The following is an 18,117-nucleotide window of genomic DNA, read 5'->3' as shown; positions in this document are numbered from 1 at the left end:
ATGAAATTAAAACAATTATCTTATTTATATTCTGCCCAGAACTTTACAGTATCTGTGGCTCTTTTCCATTCTTGGAGTAGTGGTTGATATTTCTTTTTCTTGTCGGCAATAAACGTTCTTTCTTCTTGCCATAAAGATTGCAATTGGTCAATATCTTTCCAAAAACCAACCGCTAATCCAGCCAAAAATGCTGCGCCCATAGCTGTCGTTTCTGTCACCGCGGGTCGAATAACATTGGTTTTTAATATGTCGGCCTGAAACTGCATGAGAAAACTGTTTTGTGTGGCGCCTCCGTCGACGCGAAGCTCGCGGATTTTAGATTTAGCATCCAATTCCATCGCTTTAAGTATATCGTAGGTTTGATAAGCGATGCTTTCCAACGCTGCTCGTGCAATATGAGCATCATTCGAACCACGGGATAAGCCAAGCAGTGTCCCTCTTGCGTCGGGATTCCAATGTGGTGCACCTAGACCTGAAAAGGCGGGAACTAAATATACACCATCCGTACTCGCTACGGTCGTGGCCAATTGTTCTACGTCGCTCGCTTTTTTAATAATACCCAATTCATCACGTAACCATTGAACAACCGCCCCGCCGATGAAAATACTGCCCTCTAGTGCATAATTGACCTCCTTGCCAATTTTCCACGCGATAGTTGTTACCAATTTATGTGTGGAGATAACCGGTTTGTTGCCAATATTCATCAGCAAAAAACAACCTGTTCCATACGTGTTTTTTGCCATACCCTTTTGGGTGCATAGCTGGCCAAACAAAGCGGCTTGTTGATCGCCGGCAATACCGGCGATAGGAATTGGCCGAGCGCCTAACGTAGTGCTCGTTTCTCCGTATATTTCGGAACTATCACATACCGTGGGTAGCATAGAAGCAGGGACCTCAAAGATATCCAAAAGCTCTTGGTCCCAGGTTAACGTATGGATATTAAAGAGCAGCGTACGTGACGCATTGGTCACGTCTGTGATGTGTTTGGTGCCATTGGTCAGGTTATAGACAAGCCAAGAATCTATCGTGCCAAAAGCCAGCTCGCCTTTTTCGGCTAATTTGCGTGCCCCTTTAACATGTTTAAGGATCCAATTGATTTTGGAGGCGGAGAAATAAGCATCGATTAAAAGGCCGGTTTTTTCTTGTATCGTCTTAGCCAAGCCCTTTTCCTCCATCAAGTGGCAATAGGCCGCTGTACGTCTATCTTGCCAAACAATGGCGTTATGTATAGGTTCTCCCGTTTTCCGATTCCAAACTACTGTGGTTTCCCGTTGATTCGTAATACCAATGGCTTTGATGGCATCTAGTTTTATATTGGCTTTTGCAATAACTTCTGTTAATACGCTGAGCTGTGACGACCATATTTCCTGTGCATCATGTTCGACCCAACCTGACCGGGGAAATATCTGCGTAAACTCCTTTTGAGCAATATTTTCGATTTCACCCTTCTTATTGAAGAGGATCGCTCTGGAACTTGTTGTGCCTTGGTCTAGCGCTAAAATAAATTCTTTCTTCATTCGAATAATAAGTTTAAGGCTTTATCCCCATGTGGGACTATTGTGGTTGCTTATTTCTTTTGGGGACAATGTATAATTTTTTACTAAGAGTTCATAATCTGCCAGCTCCTTATTTACCCATTCGTTGTCTTTATCTAATTGCTCCGCCATGATTTTAGCGACCAGTGGAGCGGCCTCTAAGGAGGCCCGTGCATCCAGTAACAATAAACGGATCCGTCTGGCTAGAAAATCCTCTACTTTAACAACCATCTCATTTTTACAGGCCCAAATAATCTCAGCAACGGTAAAATCATGATCCTGGTGTATTTTTTCCGCTAGCGAAGGATTATTGTCCATTAATTTTTGGATAGCGATCCTATCGGAGCCATATACTTGCCAATGTCCTGGGTGTTTATCTTTCGTATATCCGTGTAGTGGAAGATAATCGGTTTTGCAGGAGGTTTCGGGTAGACGCCCAGTTTTCATTGCTAAATCGACCGTCTCTTCCCCCATTTTCCGGTAGGTTGTCCACTTGCCTCCAGTGATGGTGATAAGTCCCGATTCGCTTTTGATGAGCTTATGGTCTCGGGAAATTTCTTTTGTGCTGTTGCTATCGCCATTTGTGGGGGCGGCGAGTGGCCTTAAACCTGCAAAAACACTACGTATATCTGCGCGAGTAGGTGCGTTTTCTAAGTATTCGTTGGCAGTTGAGAGGATAAATTCAATTTCTTCTTCCAGTGGTCGGGGTTCAATTTGATGCTCTTTTAATGGGGTGTCTGTCGTTCCCAATAAAACTTTTCCATGCCAAGGTACGCCAAAAAGAACGCGCCCATCACTTGTTTCTGGTATCATGAGAGCGTCCTGATTGCCCAAAAACTTCTGATCAATGACAATATGTGCACCTTGACTAGGACGTACAAGATTCCTATGTGTAGGGGTGTCTAGTTTAAGGATATCATCGACAAAAATCCCAGTGGCGTTGATAACTACTTTAGCCTGTATATCGTATGTTATCCCGTTTTCGCTGTCTAAGAATGAAAGACCATTTATTTTTCCGTTGGCATCCTTTCGAATGACTGTCGCTTCTGCGTAGTTGAGGGTCACAGCTCCATATTCCGTGGCGGTTTGTGCAAGATTTATGGCTAAGCGGGCGTCATCAAATTGCCCGTCAAAATATTGTATACCACCACGTAGCCCCTTCGTTTTTACTTTAGGGAGCTTTTCAACCACTTCCTTTTTACTTAATAGGGAGGATTTGCCAATACGTAGACTACCTGCCATCCAATCGTAAAGCTTAAGGCCGATGAGGAATTTTAATTTGCTGAATACGCTATAAGAAGGAATAACAAAGCTCTGCACGAAAGAGACGTGGGGTGCGTTCTGAAAAATCAGACCACGCTCTTTGAGTGCCGAATACACCAATTTGACATCACCATTAGCTAGATAGCGTACGCCGCCGTGTACTAGTTTAGTACTCTTGCTTGATGTGCCTTTAGCGAAGTCATATTTTTCTATCAATAACGTTTTATATCCCCGAGCGGCGGCGTCGACTGCGATGCCTAATCCAGTGGCTCCACCGCCGATGATGGCAATATCCCATGTGGTAGTACTTTCTATTATATGTATCGCTTCGGTTCTCTTGAAAATCATTTTGATTCGTTTCGTTAGAATTTCTATTATGCGGTAAAAATAGTAAAAAACGTAAACAAACGAAACTTTTTGAAGTTTTTATGGTGTTTTAATTTACTATTCGAATGGAATGTGTATCTTGGGCTATGAATAATGTAGAACGTCATCAGTTTATAATCAAGCAGATTGAGAAAAATGGCCATGTTTCTGTCGTTGATTTATGTGAAGAGCTGAAAGTTTCTTCCGTTACTATCCGTAAAGACTTACAGTTTTTAGAAGACGAAGGCATGGTCTTCCGGACGCACGGCGGAGCAACCAATGTGAATCCGTATCAAAAGGATCGCTCTATAAACGAGAAAGCATTATTACATTCAGATGCTAAAAAATCTATAGGAATAACGGCTGCGACACTGGTAGAACCGAACGATTCCATTATTATTGCCTCTGGAACGACGATGCAGTATTTTGCGAAAGAAATTGTACCGCAAGAACGTTTAACAGTGATTACCTCGGCCATCAACGTAACGATGGAACTTATCAAGCATGAAAGTGTGGATATCATTCAGTTGGGCGGTCCTGTAAGAAAAACATCTTCTTCTATTACCGGACGCTATGCAGAAGATTTATTAGGTGATTTTTTTTGTTCTAAGTTATTTCTTGGTGTGGATGGTATTGACGCGGAGTTCGGAATTACCACAACAAATGCGCAGGAAGCGTTGTTGAATCGCCGAATGATGGAATCTGCCCATAAGGTTATTATTTTAGCAGATGCTTCCAAGTTCGACAGGAAAAGTTTGGGCAAGATTTCTTCCTTGGCCAAAGTAGATATGATTATAAGTGATAGTATACCTACTAAATACCAACAATTGTGTGACAATTTAGGGATTGAATATAAAACATCTGGAGGACAATCTTAGCTATTTGCTTTCCTCATTTGTGCTTCCAATATGCCGTCGATGACAATGCTGATGTTTCCCATTAGACTCGCATCGCGCCGTAGTTCCGAGAGCGTGACTTTCGTGTCTTCTCGAATCTTGGCCATGCTATATGTGTTTATCGACTGGATAATTGGAATAGTAATGTACTGCTTGGCCTCTGCAATTTTTCCGCCCAGTATGATTACTTCTGGATTGAACAGTTGTATAAGGGTGGCAATACCTTTGCCTAAGCTGTTTCCTAGTTTGGACAACATGCTTATTGCAAATTGGTCGCCCTGATTAGCGGCTTCTATAACGATATGCGGCTCTATTTCATTGATTTCCTGCCCCGATAAGCGGTTTAATAGTGAGTGCTGTCCCGACTTGATTCCTTCTTTTACCATTCTGGCAAGGGCAATTCCCGAAGCTACAGTCTCCAGACAGCCCTGCTTGCCGCAGTAGCATAAGGCGCCGTCATCCACGAAAGGCATGTGGCCGATCTCACCGGAAAATCCCTTGGCCCCCTTTCTGACTTTTCCATCCATGATAATGCCCAAACCAATTCCCCAATCCAATAAGACGACTAGTGCGTCTTTTCGGTCTTTGGCCAATCCGTGGCGAGATTCGGCAATGGTAGCCGATTTAACGTCGTTTTCAATAAATACCGGATAGGGAAACATCTGTTCGAGATTCTCTTTCAAGTTAAAATCTCCTTCCGAAAGATAGGTGTAATTGATGTATTCCTCACTGCTGATCAAGCCAGGCATGCTCATTCCAATTCCAAGTATTTTGCTTGTATTAATATCCGAATCCCGGATCAGTGCATCAATAAAATCTCGAATCGTATTTAGGACGGATATGTCTTTGGAAATAGAAAGCGGTAGTTGTCTAATGCCGCTAACATTATTGTTGTTGTTGTCAAAAATGGCTGCCCGTACGTGGAACCGCTCCATGTCTATGCTCACAACATAGTAAGAGCCATCTTTCAAGCCATAGAGGTCGGGTTTTCTTCCGCCGACAGATATACCCTTCCCTTTTTTTTCTATTAGGTCAAGAACAGTAAGTTCCGCTACCAAACCTTGGCACGTAGGATGGCTTACACCAAGTTTTGTAAATAGTTCTAGTATAGAGGATGGACCGTTTTCGTACAACTGTTTGATTAAACTAATTTTTTGAGCATATTTTTTCCGGTCGACATTCCCCATGTCAACAATGTCCTGATCGATAGTGCCAAGTATAGGGTCGGTTAGTGACATCTGATATAATTAAAAGCTGTTGTTCTTTGAAATTTTTAATAAAGATAATTTTTATTTTTAAATTTTATATTAATCAGGTAACTTTTTTGAAAAATATAATTGATGTTTTTGTATTAGTGAAGAAAATAGTATAATTTGGCTTTTAAGAAATAGGCTCGAAGGATAAGCGTGATGTTAATTTGAGCTCGGTCAGAAACACATATTTATGGCAAGGAGTTATCGTTAATGTCAGCGTCATGAAATTGGAGAATTCAAAATATAGCGGTAGAATCTCAAATCAAAAAGAATATTTAAAACCTAATTTAATCAATAAACAAGCATGAGTGAAAACAAAACATCAAGGCGTAATTTTCTGAAGAAGACGTTAATTGGTGCGGCAGCTTTTACCATTGTGCCCAGACACGTGCTCGGCGGTAACGGTTTTCTTGCGCCTAGTGACCATTTAACTAAAGGAGTAATCGGTGTAGGATCCATGGGAAGGGGGCATTTCAAATATGCGGGTACAAAAACGGTAGCCATCTGTGACGTAGACACTAGGCACTTAGCCATAGCACAAAAGGCTCTTGGCGGAGGAGTAACAGAGCATCACGACTTTCGCGAATTGATCCAAAATCCAGAAGTAGATATTGTACATATCGCGACACCGCCACATTGGCATGGGATCATGGCTGTAGAAGCTGCCCGCTCTGGTAAAGATATCTGGTGTGAAAAGCCTATGACGCGGACGATTGGGGAAGGCAAAAAAGTAAAAGAGGCAGTAGCCCAACATGGGAATATCTTTAGATTAAATACCTGGTTCCGCTTCGATGCTAACTTTTATGGCATGAATGTGCCAGTCAAAAAAATAAAAAAATTGGTCGATACGGGTATGTTGGGTTGGCCGCTAAAGGTAACAATCAGTAAACACACGGGGTTTGATTGGAAGTTTTATTGGGTAGGAAGGGAGAATTTACCTGTAGAACAAGCTCCCAAAGAATTGGATTACGAAATGTGGCTGGGGCCAGCACCATATAAACCTTATAGCAAGCACCGCGTGCATACGACATTCCGTGGATATTGGGATTACGATGGCGGTGGACTCGGTGATATGGGGCAACATTATCTGGATCCCGTCCAATATTTTCTGGGTAAGGATGGAGAAAGCCCTGTAAAGATAGAGGTAGATGCACCACAGCAACATTCAGATGCTGTTGGAACCTGGAGAAAAATTACCTATACCTATGCTGATGGATGTCAGATCGTATTGGACGGTGCAGGTACAGAAGAAGGTTTGGCGTATATCGAAGGACCAAAAGGGAAATTGTATAAAGGATTCATATCTGATATTCCCGATATGGAACGTAAATTAGCGCAATATCCAGATCCTGCTCCGCAGATGACTGATTTTGTGGAAGCCTGCCGAACAAGACAGAAATTCGCATTGAATGAACAAAACGGTTATTATTCAGCCACCTTGGTTAATTTGGGTTTAGCAGCCCTGCGCTTAAACCGGACGCTGAAATTTGATTCTGAAAAGCAGGCATTTGTGGACGATGAAGCAGCGAACAGATTAATTGATCAACCTATGCGTGGTCCTTGGATTATCTAAATTAACCTCTTGAGAACAAATGAAGAAAGTATTTAATACATTATCAGCACTATTGCTTATACAAGTTGCGGCGTATGCCCAACAACCAGCAAACAGAACCTCAGCAACAAAAATTGCGGATGTGTTGGCGCAGCAACCTGCTGAAGAAATAAATAAATTTACAGCTGCCATGAAGGAACTCCAAAACTTCACGGCAGAAGATGTAGCAAATCTACTCGCGGGACTGAAACCCCAAGGAGGAAATAACGCGACAACGGAATATGCGGCTAATTCCTATTCCTTCTATGTTATGCAGCCTGGTATGGAAACGCAACGTGAAGCCTTTTCTAAAGGTTTGATATTAGCGTTGGATAGATTGCAAGACAAGGACAACAAGGGCTTTGTATTACAATTGATGAGGCAAGCGTCAAAAAATGAAGCAATCGATGTGCTGGTTCCGTACTTGAAAGATGAATATCTGGTCGATAAAGCGGCGATGGCGTTAAACGGCATCCGTACACCGGAAGCAGCACAGGCGTTGTCTAATGCATTAGCATCGTCGGCTTCTGAAAAAACAACAATAGCAATCGTAGGTGCCTTGGGTGACCTACGTTCAAAAAGTGACGAAGAAGCTATTATTGCTACATTGGCGCAATACACATCCGAAAATTACCAACGTAACGCTTATACCGCATTGAGTAAAATTGCCGGTACGAAATCTGCACCGGTGTTTTTGGAAAAGCTAAAGGAAGTCAATTATCAATTTGATAAAACCAATATTGGCGGACTGACATTGGATTATGCCAACAATATGTTGGACGAAGGACAGCAAAAACAAGCTATTTCGATCGCCAATGTTATTGCTAAAGAAGCTGCAAAGGCAGGAGCTTCAACATTACAGGTGGGCGCATTAACATTATTGACGAAAGCTAACCCAATAGGAACGCGTAAGCAATTGATGAAAGCGGCGTTAAGTAACGATCCGCTGTACCGTGCGGCAGCATTGGATCTTTTAGCGGAAAATGGAACAGATGCAGATACCAAAAAATTGATCGGTACATTGCGGAAATCTTCGCCAGAGGTGCAGGAAAGTATTCTCAACTATCTCGCAATGGAAGGTACCGAAGCACTCGTGCCAGACATTAAAAAATCATTGGGTAACTTAAAGTATACAAGAGCAAAAATTGCAGGCTTAAACACGCTCTCTAAACTATCTAGTGATGGTAGTACAGATTACCTGATTTCAGAGTTGCCAAACGCCGATGAAGCAACGACGCAAGCGATTGAAGCGTTGCTCCTCTCTTCAAAAGATGCAGATGTTGTTGAAAAAATAAACAACGCGGTTGCAGGGGCAGATACAAAAACGCAGTTAGCAATGCTTAAAGTTTTGGCTACCCGCACAAATGCCAATTCGTCTAAAGTAGTTTTACCGTTGTTGACAGCTAGCGATAACAACGTGAAAGTAGCGGCATTAAAAGCACTACCGAATGTGGTAAGTCCTGAAGATGTAGATGCGTTGGTCAATGTATTGGCTAATATGTCAGAAAGTGATGCCCGTTACGTACAAGAAGCTTTGGTCATTGCGTTAAATGCACGTAGTGACAAGGACGCCAAAATAAATCAGTTGGCTGTGGAAACATCAAGAAACCCTTCGCCGACTTCTGCTAAACTTTTTCCTGTATTTGCCGGTGTAGGTGGAAAGGAATCCTTGAAAACCGTCAAAGGTTTCTTGAAGAACAACGAACTCAAGAATTCAGCCGTCTTGGCGCTTGCCAATTGGTCCGACCCCGAAGTATTGCCCGTATTGATCGAGCTATCCCGCTCTGAACGCGCGAGCGAACATTTTGGCGCAATTTTCAACGGTTTGGTTAAGCACATTAATGCGAGTGAACATACTAATGAACAAAAAACGTTGCTGTTAAAAGATGCGTTTGAACTGGCAGAAAGCACTGCACAAAAGCGTACCGTATTAAGTAGCTTGCAGGCAACAGGTACTTATCAGGCGCTGATGTTTGCTGCAAAGTATATGGATGATAAGGACTTGACGGGCGCTGCGACAAATACGGCGATCAATATTGCTACGGACAGTTATAATTTTATTGGAACAGACGTCCGTAATATCCTGAATAAAGCGATGGAGAATCTGACGGGGAGCGAAAGTTCTTACCTAAGGGAAGCAATCATCCGCCACCTCACCGAGATGCCGGCAGGAGAAGGTTACTTATCAATATTTAATGGTACGGATCTTACGGGTTGGAAGGGACTTGTTGAGAATCCTATTAAGCGTGCTGCGATGTCTTCAAAAGAATTGGAGCAAAAGCAAGCTGCGGCAGATAAAAAGATGCGTGATAGTTGGAGAGCGGTTAAGGGTGAACTCGTTTTCTCCGGAGAAGGTGATAATATCGCGACCGTAAAGCAATATGGTGATTTTGAGATGCTGGTGGATTGGAAACTGGATCCCAACGGTAAAGAACCAGATGCAGGTGTTTATCTTCGTGGTACTCCACAGGTGCAAATATGGGATATCGCACGTACGAATGTAGGTGCGCAAGTTGGATCAGGTGGTCTATACAACAATAAAAAACACCCATCCACACCATTGAAAGTTGCCGATAATGCGCTAGGCGAATGGAACACATTTAAAATCCGCATGGTGGGTGAGAAAGTATGGGTATGGTTAAACGGTGAATTAGTTGTAGACAACGTAACACTCGAAAACTATTGGGATCGCAACCAATCTATTTTTCCAGTTGAACAGATAGAACTCCAAGCACATGGTTCACAAGTGTGGTACAGGGATATATATGTAAAAGAGTTAGCACGCAAAGAAACATATACATTGAGTGGGGAAGAAAAGAAAGAGGGCTTTGAAATGTTATTCGATGGTAATAACCTCGATAAGTGGACAGAAACGCCGGCTTACGAAGTAACACCGGAAGGTTATATCAGAGCAAATCCGGATGCTAAGTTTGGTAAGAACCTTTATACGAGAGATGAATACGACGATTTTGTATATCGTTTTGAGTTTAAACTGACACCTGGTGCCAACAATGGTGTAGGTATCCGTACTCCATTAGAAGGAGATGCGGCCTATGCAGGTACGGAGATACAGATTTTAGATAATGATGCAGAGATTTACAAAAATCTGAAAGAATATCAGTATCACGGATCCGCCTATGGTATTATTCCTGCTAAACGTGAGGGTATGAAACCAATCGGCGAATGGAATGAACAAGAGATCCGCGTTCAAGGTGACAAGATCAAAGTAACGCTTAACGGCGTGGTTATCCTAAATGGTGATCTTGTGGAGGCTTCGAAAAATGGAACATTGGATGGGAAAAAACATCCGGGATTAAATAAGAAGTCGGGGCATATCGGCTTTTTGGGACACGGTTCCGAAGTCTTTTTTAGGAACATACGTATAAAGCCACTTTAATAAATGTTTTTCAAATAATCAAAAGGGGCTACTTAACGTAGCTCCTTTTTACTTTTGCAATTTTTACCAATTATACTTAATCGAATACGATTTTTTTGTTACTAATAAACTATTTTATATCTATATTGCTTTATTGATATAATGATTGAAATATGTTTGACATCGACATCAAAAACTTACTAATAGAAAGTATTGAATGGCATTTTATTGGAGAAATAGTTGTGCGTACCGCGATTATGTTTTTGATGATCTTATTAGTGCTCCGCTTGTCAGGAAAAAGGGGGGTACGTCAGCTTACCTTATTTGAAGTCGCCATCATATTGGGTTTAGGGTCCGCTGCAGGCGACCCGATGTTTCAAGAAGATATACCTATTTTTCACGCATTAGTGGTTTTTGCTGTCGTTATGGCGATATACAAGACCCTTACATGGCTAGCCTCTAAATCACTTTCTGTCCATCGAATCTTGGAGGGTAAAGAAATGGCTGTGGTCGAAAACGGAGTGTTTAGCATAAAAAATGAGAAAGATAACGACTTTTCTACTGTAGAATTTTTTGCAGAACTGCGTAATCAATCCATCGAACACCTTGGACAGATTAGAACGGCTATATTGGAAACAGATGGCACAATCAGTGTGTTGTTTTACGCTGATCATGAAGTAAAGTTTGGTTTGCCGTTATTTCCAGAAGCTTATCAAGAAGCTGATTTATCTAGCTGTAACGATACGTTGGCCTGTATGCATTGTGGTTGTATACAGCAACGCGACACCGTTATACAAAACCCTACGTGTACTCGATGTCGGCACGATAAATGGGCTATAGCATTAAATACCAAACGGACGGTGTAAATTGATGTTAGTTAACGGCGACATGAGGTTGGTTTGCTATAAAAATGAATTTTTTTAAGTAAATGGGTAAACAAATAAACTATTCAAGGGGTTTAGTTGTTGAACAAACAGTATCAATGAAACTTGCAAGAATTACAATAATTCGGATGCAACGAGCTTATTGTTCCATGGAGCTTTAACATTCGTAAATATTTATGCTACTGGGAAACAAAAGGAAGTAAAGGTTAGAAGTTAAAATGGAAAAGACGAAAATATTATTGGCAGAAGATCATCTAGTTGTCAGAAATGGTATTAAGCTACTTTTGGACGCTCAAGATAATTTCGAAGTCGTAGGCGATGTAGGTAGTGGTAAAGAAATTTTGGATTTGATAGCAACTGGTCTAGAAGCGGATATTTTAATTACTGACCTAACCATGGATAATGTGGACGGATTACAGCTGATTAAAGAACTTTATCAAAAAAATATAGGAATACGTGTGATTGTATTAACAATGTTGGATGAAGAACAGTATGTGGCCCAAAGTTTCCGATTCGGCGCGAAGGCGTATCTGGTTAAAAATGTTGCGGCAGATGAAATGCTTTTTTGTATTAACCATGTGGCCAAAGATGGACGATATCTGTGCGAAGAACTTGCTATGAAACTGGTGGATAAGCTAATTAACAAGGAAGAGACACGATCTTGCAAAATAGATCCGGCAGAATTGTCACTTTCTTCACGGGAGTTGGAGGTATTGGAATTGCTGGGTGAGGGATTGACTAATTTAGAAATATCGAAGAAATTATTTTTGAGCAAACGAACAGTGGAGGGGCATAGGCAAAGCTTAATTGATAAAACAAAATCAAAAAATACCCCCGCATTAATCAAATTTGCTATTCAAAACGGGTTATTGAAATAATGAATGGAAAATTTAATGAAGGCAGCCGTTATGCAAATAGACGAAAAAGTATTAACCGCTTGCGGTAAATTTTTTCAAACTCATGGATTAAAACTGTTGTGCGCCGAAAGTATGACCGCTGGATATCTCAGTACGCTATGGTCATTGGAATTCAACAGTGGTGATTATTTTTTGGGATCATTGGTCTGTTATGATAATCAATGTAAAACCAAATTGCTTTCTGTGTCAAAAAATAAAATAGAAAAATACTGCGCGGAGTCTGCAGTAGTAACCTTGCGCATGTTGGATGGATTGTCTGCGAGCTCAATTCCTGGGGCGGATGTTTTTATTAGTGTAACTGGATTGGCTTATAAAACGAATAACCCGAGGCAAAAAAGAGAGGTAGGCACCGTGTATTATGCCTTTCAGTATAGAAAGGAAAAGCGAATCTACAAAAAACAATTTTCCGGTGACCCCAGTACTATACTCATGCAAACTTGTAACAGTATATTTCGAGATTTAATTGCTTGGTTGCCCACAGTGATAAAGAAAGCGGAAAAACACATAAGTAGTAATATGTCGAAGATAGATTAAGTCCGTTGAGAAAAATGATAATTTTAGAAGATGTAGAACAAAAACGAAATATTCAGGTTATATAAGTGTACATTATATTAAAAGGAGGAAACAATGAATAAATTAACATGGAAAGGTCGTTGGAACGAAGTCAAAGGAAAAGTTAAACAGGAATATGCAGATCTAACGGACGATGATTTGTTATATGCAGAAGGTAAGGAAGACGAATTGTTAGGTAGATTACAAAAGAAAACAGGAAAGACGAAAGAAGAAGTAGAGGATTGGTTAAATAGCATCGATTAGCACACCAACCTGTTATAATTGAACGAACAAAGTATGTTGGATAAAAAGGGGCGATCTTGATAAGACCGCCCCTTTTTATGATATGATCCATCGCCGATTAAAAATACGTGTTATACGGACTGGTATGCCTTTCTACCTGCTTACGACGTATTACTACTGAAAAATAAAAAAATTACGAACCAATATCTTCGTAGAACGTTCTATTAACAAACAAACAGAAATAAATTATGGCACATACAAAAGAAAATGGCAATATGCCAAATGCGCATCTACACGAACTCCTAGTAGATGAGATGAAAGACATTATGGGAGCGGAACGTCAATTGCTAAAGGGACTGAAGAAATTGGCAAATGCTGCGCAGAATTCGACGCTTAAAAAGGCGTTCGAACAACACTATGAACAGACGGAGAATCATATTGAACGTCTAAAATCCGCTTTTTCTAATTTAGGACTTAGTGGACGAGGCAAAAAATGTAAAGCAATGGAAGGCCTTTTAAATGAAGCTGAGGAGATTATCGAAGAATTCGAAGATAGCCCAGAAGTATTAGACGCAGCATTGATTGCCGCGGCGCAAAAGGTAGAGCATTACGAAATCGCCAGTTACGGATGTATCGTCACGTATGCTAAATTGATGGGACACACAGAAGTAAAAGATTTATTAGGGCAGACATTGGCGGAGGAAAAAGAAACCGATGAATTATTGACCCAAATAGCTATGGAAGAGGCTAATATGGGAGAGACCGCTTAAACGCATAAAAGGTTGTCCAATTGAAAGGACAACCTTTTGTTTTTACATCAAAGGAATCTTGCTTGCTTTGATAAAGTGGTCATCGGGGAATAGAACGATCAAACTCATACTGCTGGACGACGACAAGGCATTCATCCAGGTAGCCAAACGGCTGATTGGCTTGATTCCGAATGTAGCAGTAGCCGGTGTAGCGACCAGGTTGCCACCCACTGGGTAAAGCAAGGCATTCTGGTTCCGCGTACTATCGGTTCTCGACATTTTTACACGGACGCCGATCTCTAGCAGGCTTTGCAGGAGTGTGCACGGCGAGGCAAACGACGAGCTGATAAAGCGCATCGTTGCCGCAGTTTAAATAGGGGAAAGCGTCCAGATGGCACGCTTTTCTCTCGTTTTGAGGCACCTCAACAACCCGTTGCGGTACCTCATTGGTCTAACGAGGCCCCTCATGTGCGTGCCGAGGTACCGATATGTGTGCTCTACGGCCCTCAAGAAAGCATCGAGGGCCGACTTACATCTTCCGTTGCCCCTCAACACCGGCAAGAGCCCCCTCGACACGATGTATTGGTGCGTCTACACGTTATATCGGTCCCTCTTTGTAATCTATTCCCCCCTCAACACGATGGTGTCATACCTCGATAACGTTTTGAGCAGCGGCAAAACCATATTGTCGTCCTTCGACGTCACGTTGATGCCCCTCATAGGCTCTGACACGGAGGACATATAAACGTTGAGGTCCCTCTTGCTTTCATTGACGCCCCTCGATGTGGTATTGAGGTCCCTCAGCAACGTATTGAGGGACCTCAACAAGGAAAAGAGGTCCTTCGTCAGGACGTAGAGGTCCCTCGACATGCTCTTGTTGTTGCTCAAAATAAAGACAACCAAGTGTAAATGCGTGTTCATCTGTCCTCATCTGTCTTCACTTTCCGTTAAAATTTTCACGGCCGAACACTTTGGTTTCCACAGCGAGGGAATGGACCCTGCTGCTATAAGTTATTAAAAGATGAAAAAAATCATTAGAAAAATAAGCCAAGCGGTACAGGTGGTATTGCTAGCTCCGATAAAATTGCCGGCAAAGGCATTGCATTAGTTGAAATACGTCGCCGTTGGTTTAGGCATCATGGAGACAGTATTGGATAATGAGGGGGATGATGAAAACGTTGTCTAGCCGCTCTGCCTTCTTAATAATTTCATTAAGTGATTTTGTATCATTTTTTCGCTGAGCTTCTGTTTGCTTTGGATAGTCTTTATCCATTTATCTAACATGCCACTTTCGTAGGCAGAAAGTATTTCAGGATGTATGTAATAATTGCGTGTTACGGTTCTCGTATTACCTAGCTCATGCGCAACGTGATCAATAATATTTATGATATTTTTTTTCCGCTCTGTCGTATTGTTCGGAAGAGGTAATGTGGCCATATAGGATAATGCCAATAGACAGCCATTCCACGTTCGAAAAGTTTTACAGCTAACTTCAGACAGCATCGCTTCTTTCAGATAAGCGTTGATGGTACCAGAGTCAAGCTGTCTTACATTTCCCTCCTCATCATAATATTGGAAAAGCACCTGTCCAGGGATCTCTTTGACTTTTGCTAGGGCCCGAATTAAGGCTTTTTCACGTAAGTAGCATTGTTGCACTACACCTTTCTTGCCGACGAATTTAAAGAATATTTTATTGCTGGAAATTTGTTGAATGTGCTTGTTGCGTAAAGTGGTCAGCCCATAGGAACCATAATTTTTTTCGTAGTATCTATTTCCTGCTCGAAAAGAAGTTTTATCCATAATCGCGATGGCCAACGCACAAACTTTATCACGCGATAGTTTCTTTTTTCGTAAATTTTGAGATACTCTCTTTCTTAAAAGCGGAAGTTTAATCCCGAAGGTGAGAAGATCAGCAAATTTTTTCTGACTTCGTAAGGACATCCATTTTGGATGATATTTATACTGCTTTCGATTATTGAGATCGAATCCTGTCGCCTGTAAATGACCATTTGGAGACGCACAAATCCACACTTCTCGCCAAGCAGGGGGGAGTACCAGTGAACGAATACGGGATAGTACCTGTTTGTTTGTGATAAGAAGACCTTGTTTATCCAGATATATAAAGGAGTTCCCTTTAGCTTTTCGACTATACCCCTTTTCTTGCGGAGAAGAATAGCGGAGACCGCACTCTTCTAGCTCAAATAGAGCCTCCTTTTTTACGTCCATTTTAGCCTATCAATGATTTCGGATTGCATTAATGAGTGTTGATTTATTCATCTTATGACGACCTGTAATGCCAATTTTTTTAGCCTCCTCCAGTAGTTCCTGTTTTGTTCGGTCATCTAATGGCTTTGCTTTTCCCCCCTTTTTACTGGCGTTGGGCGTATTAGATATACGTGCAGCTTTTTCTTTACTCATTCCTTGGTCACGTAATGCTTCATATTTTTCGTCGTCTTTAATAGACTTTCTATTATCTTTTGCCATGATGATGCGATTAGTGTCTTCGAATTCTTTTAGAGTAAACAGTCGCGAAGCTTAATAAGTTTTAGGGTTTAATACGGTTAGTTTGGTATAAATACTTATTAAAAGGCTGTCAAGCTTTCTTTTTTAACGTATTACTACTTGTTATCATGGGATTCCAAACCTAAATGTCCAACCGTTTGTTTTTATTCCAGCAGCAGGAGAATGATGGGCAGGATTAAACGAAAACGATAAAGTTATGGAAAATAACAGAGAACAAAATGAAATGGAAATGGATGAATCCATGCACGGTGTTCCACGGAAGGAAGTACCGGAAGTTGCAAAAGAGGAGCCAGATGATAAGCCAGCGGCTCGGACCATCCCATGGACAATTGTTATTGCCGTGATTATTCTCGCCATTATTTACTTTGTGTTTTTCTATTAAGGCTTCTGTCGACAGGAAATGCCAGAAAAAGTATCATGGTATGTGGAGAGTTGACCTTGAAAAACGTCAGATAAGACGGAACTACCAAAAGTCGTTCCGTCAGTAACAACATTCATTAAAAAAAGTTATTATGAAAAAGCTTATTTTTTTTACACAACTATTTACGGCTGCAGGTTTCCTATATGCTTGTGGCGGAAATCAGAGAGAACATATACAAGATACTCCGATAGAGCAGGATATGCCGCTAGGAGATGGCATAGTGCCTATTGATTCATTAGAGCGAGATAGTTTGGATACCGTAGAACGGATGATGCCAACACCGCCTTTAGATTAAAGCATTGGTGTTAAGATTAAGTTACAACATTCATCACATTCTAAATATTACGATATGAATACTTACAAGAAGGGCAATCCAAAAGATATCTATCCTAAACCTCCCTTTCCGAAACAAAGCCAACAACCACCGGGGATCACGTCGGCTATGCAACCACGACCCGACCACGGTGAGGAAAGCTATATCGGATGTGATACCTTATTGGGAAAGGTAGCGGTAATAACCGGAGGAGATTCGGGTATTGGTAAAGCTGTTGCAATAGCTATGGCGCGTGAGGGTGCGGATGTTGTTATCTCTTATAAGGATGATACCGAGGATGAAGATGCATTCGATACGCGTGATTGGGTAGAACGTTCAGGACGCACAGCATTACTTTTTAAAGGAAATATAAGGAACGAATTAATGTGTCAACGGATCGTCGATGAGACAGTAGCGAAGTTTGGTAAGATTGATATATTGGTCAACAATGCGGCTTATCAGATGACTTATGAAAGCGTAGAGGACATTTCTGAAGAGGAGTGGAATAAAACCTTTCAGGTCAATATGAGTGCCATGTTCTATTTTGTGAAATATGCAAAGAAACACATGCCGCCAGGCTCGTCTATCATTAACACAACGTCCGTTAATGCCTATAATCCCAATCCCAGTCTATTGCCTTATGCCGCTACCAAAGGGGCTATCCAAAATTTTACTTCGAGCTTAGCACAGCTGTTTTTACAGGATGGATCAGGTATACGAGTAAATGCCGTGGCTCCAGGACCGGTGTGGACACCCCTTATTCCTAGTACAATCCCTGATCACGAGAATTTTGGAGAGGATACGCCAATGGGTAGGCCCGGGCAACCTGCAGAAATAGCACCGGTATATATATTCTTAGCGTCGGATGCGGCTTCCTATGTGTCAGGCGCAACTATCCCCGCGACTGGGGGGCGAGCAACGATTTAACAAAAATGGGATAAATATTTTCACCTTAAAAAAATAAGATATGATCAATACCATAAAATACATCGCAGCTTTAGTAGTGGCAACCCTGTTTTTCTCGTGTTCAAGCGGAAATCGAAATTCTTCTGATATAGATACAGATACGGTTTTTCCGGGACCAGTGAGCGAAATGGATAGATCCCGTTATAATCTCAATGAACCCGATGAGATGTTGCATGAAATGCAAGATTCGGCAGGGATAGGGGTGGACACATCGGGTCTGCCACCGGGTGAAATAAAATAGATATATTGATTGCCTAATCAATCTTGAT

The 18,117-nt window shown here is 41.5% G+C and carries 19 protein-coding genes; 12 read left to right on the top strand and 7 right to left on the bottom strand.

All coding sequences use genetic code 11. The annotated features are described in order from the left end of the window. Nucleotides 1-20 precede the first annotated feature (20 nt). Nucleotides 21-1,517 (bottom strand): glycerol kinase GlpK, encoded by a 1,497-nt coding sequence (glpK, locus tag C5749_RS06780; RefSeq protein WP_105724193.1) that lies wholly within the window; start codon nucleotides 1,515-1,517, stop codon nucleotides 21-23. Nucleotides 1,518-1,538: 21 nt separating this feature from the next. Then, nucleotides 1,539-3,146 carry a glycerol-3-phosphate dehydrogenase/oxidase gene (locus C5749_RS06775; protein ID WP_105724191.1) on the bottom strand — a complete coding sequence of 536 codons (1,608 nt, stop codon included), beginning with the start codon at nucleotides 3,144-3,146 and terminating at the stop codon, nucleotides 1,539-1,541. A gap of 104 nt (nucleotides 3,147-3,250) precedes the next feature. On the opposite strand from C5749_RS06775, the gene C5749_RS06770 reads away from it, so the two are divergent. Continuing rightward, on the top strand, nucleotides 3,251-4,042 hold the full coding sequence (locus C5749_RS06770) for a DeoR/GlpR family DNA-binding transcription regulator (RefSeq protein WP_245893649.1): 792 nt from the start codon (nucleotides 3,251-3,253) through the stop codon (nucleotides 4,040-4,042). On the opposite strand, the gene C5749_RS06765 is transcribed toward C5749_RS06770, so the two are convergent. After that, complete coding sequence (locus C5749_RS06765) at nucleotides 4,039-5,298, bottom strand: ROK family protein (RefSeq protein WP_105724189.1); 1,260 nt, start codon at nucleotides 5,296-5,298, stop codon at nucleotides 4,039-4,041. The genes C5749_RS06770 and C5749_RS06765 overlap by 4 nt on opposite strands. Before the next feature lie 319 nt (nucleotides 5,299-5,617). On the opposite strand from C5749_RS06765, the gene C5749_RS06760 reads away from it, so the two are divergent. From C5749_RS06760 to C5749_RS06730, 7 genes are all read left to right on the top strand, one after another. Continuing rightward, nucleotides 5,618-6,886 carry a Gfo/Idh/MocA family oxidoreductase gene (locus tag C5749_RS06760; RefSeq protein WP_105724187.1) on the top strand — a complete coding sequence of 423 codons (1,269 nt, stop codon included), beginning with the start codon at nucleotides 5,618-5,620 and terminating at the stop codon, nucleotides 6,884-6,886. A gap of 19 nt (nucleotides 6,887-6,905) precedes the next feature. Then, the gene (locus C5749_RS06755) at nucleotides 6,906-10,301 is read left to right on the top strand and encodes a DUF1080 domain-containing protein (RefSeq protein WP_105724184.1); all 3,396 of its coding nucleotides are present in this window, start codon (nucleotides 6,906-6,908) and stop codon (nucleotides 10,299-10,301) included. Nucleotides 10,302-10,453: 152 nt separating this feature from the next. Further along, nucleotides 10,454-11,146 (top strand): DUF421 domain-containing protein, encoded by a 693-nt coding sequence (locus C5749_RS06750; protein ID WP_105724182.1) that lies wholly within the window; start codon nucleotides 10,454-10,456, stop codon nucleotides 11,144-11,146. Between the two features lie 236 nt (nucleotides 11,147-11,382). Then, entirely contained in the window at nucleotides 11,383-12,042 is a 660-nt protein-coding gene (locus C5749_RS06745) for a response regulator transcription factor (protein ID WP_105724180.1), read from the top strand. A 3-nt stretch (nucleotides 12,043-12,045) separates the two neighbouring features. Next, nucleotides 12,046-12,615: a CinA family protein gene (locus C5749_RS06740; RefSeq protein WP_105724178.1), complete on the top strand. Its 570-nt coding sequence runs from the start codon at nucleotides 12,046-12,048 to the stop codon at nucleotides 12,613-12,615. Nucleotides 12,616-12,708: 93 nt separating this feature from the next. After that, complete coding sequence (locus tag C5749_RS06735) at nucleotides 12,709-12,897, top strand: CsbD family protein (RefSeq protein ID WP_105724176.1); 189 nt, start codon at nucleotides 12,709-12,711, stop codon at nucleotides 12,895-12,897. 227 nt (nucleotides 12,898-13,124) lie between these two features. After that, a complete protein-coding gene (locus C5749_RS06730) occupies nucleotides 13,125-13,646 on the top strand; it encodes a YciE/YciF ferroxidase family protein (protein ID WP_105724174.1) in 522 nt (173 codons plus the stop codon). A gap of 42 nt (nucleotides 13,647-13,688) precedes the next feature. On the opposite strand, the gene C5749_RS06725 is transcribed toward C5749_RS06730, so the two are convergent. The 4 genes from C5749_RS06725 to C5749_RS06715 form a co-directional block, all read right to left on the bottom strand. Then, the gene (locus tag C5749_RS06725) at nucleotides 13,689-13,904 is read right to left on the bottom strand and encodes a hypothetical protein (protein ID WP_146113708.1); all 216 of its coding nucleotides are present in this window, start codon (nucleotides 13,902-13,904) and stop codon (nucleotides 13,689-13,691) included. Nucleotides 13,905-14,391: 487 nt separating this feature from the next. After that, complete coding sequence (locus C5749_RS19615; RefSeq protein ID WP_181151302.1) at nucleotides 14,392-14,556, bottom strand: hypothetical protein; 165 nt, start codon at nucleotides 14,554-14,556, stop codon at nucleotides 14,392-14,394. Between the two features lie 251 nt (nucleotides 14,557-14,807). Beyond that, nucleotides 14,808-15,851: a DNA topoisomerase IB gene (locus C5749_RS06720; protein WP_105724170.1), complete on the bottom strand. Its 1,044-nt coding sequence runs from the start codon at nucleotides 15,849-15,851 to the stop codon at nucleotides 14,808-14,810. Between the two features lie 9 nt (nucleotides 15,852-15,860). Next, nucleotides 15,861-16,109 carry a DUF7218 family protein gene (locus C5749_RS06715; protein WP_105724168.1) on the bottom strand — a complete coding sequence of 83 codons (249 nt, stop codon included), beginning with the start codon at nucleotides 16,107-16,109 and terminating at the stop codon, nucleotides 15,861-15,863. 235 nt (nucleotides 16,110-16,344) lie between these two features. On the opposite strand from C5749_RS06715, the gene C5749_RS06710 reads away from it, so the two are divergent. From C5749_RS06710 to C5749_RS06695, 4 genes are all read left to right on the top strand, one after another. Then, nucleotides 16,345-16,530, top strand: coding sequence for a hypothetical protein (locus C5749_RS06710; protein WP_105724166.1), 186 nt, complete (start codon nucleotides 16,345-16,347; stop codon nucleotides 16,528-16,530). A 130-nt stretch (nucleotides 16,531-16,660) separates the two neighbouring features. Then, nucleotides 16,661-16,864, top strand: coding sequence for a hypothetical protein (locus tag C5749_RS06705; protein WP_105724164.1), 204 nt, complete (start codon nucleotides 16,661-16,663; stop codon nucleotides 16,862-16,864). A 54-nt stretch (nucleotides 16,865-16,918) separates the two neighbouring features. Next, complete coding sequence (locus C5749_RS06700; RefSeq protein ID WP_105724163.1) at nucleotides 16,919-17,809, top strand: SDR family oxidoreductase; 891 nt, start codon at nucleotides 16,919-16,921, stop codon at nucleotides 17,807-17,809. A 40-nt stretch (nucleotides 17,810-17,849) separates the two neighbouring features. Continuing rightward, nucleotides 17,850-18,089: a hypothetical protein gene (locus C5749_RS06695; RefSeq protein ID WP_105724161.1), complete on the top strand. Its 240-nt coding sequence runs from the start codon at nucleotides 17,850-17,852 to the stop codon at nucleotides 18,087-18,089. The last annotated feature ends 28 nt before the right edge of the window (nucleotides 18,090-18,117 follow it).

This window comes from Sphingobacterium gobiense (assembly GCF_002980575.1).
Taxonomy (GTDB): domain Bacteria; phylum Bacteroidota; class Bacteroidia; order Sphingobacteriales; family Sphingobacteriaceae; genus Sphingobacterium; species Sphingobacterium gobiense.
The sequence above is the reverse complement of the archived record's forward strand: the minus strand, read 5'-3'. Positions and strand labels throughout refer to the sequence as shown.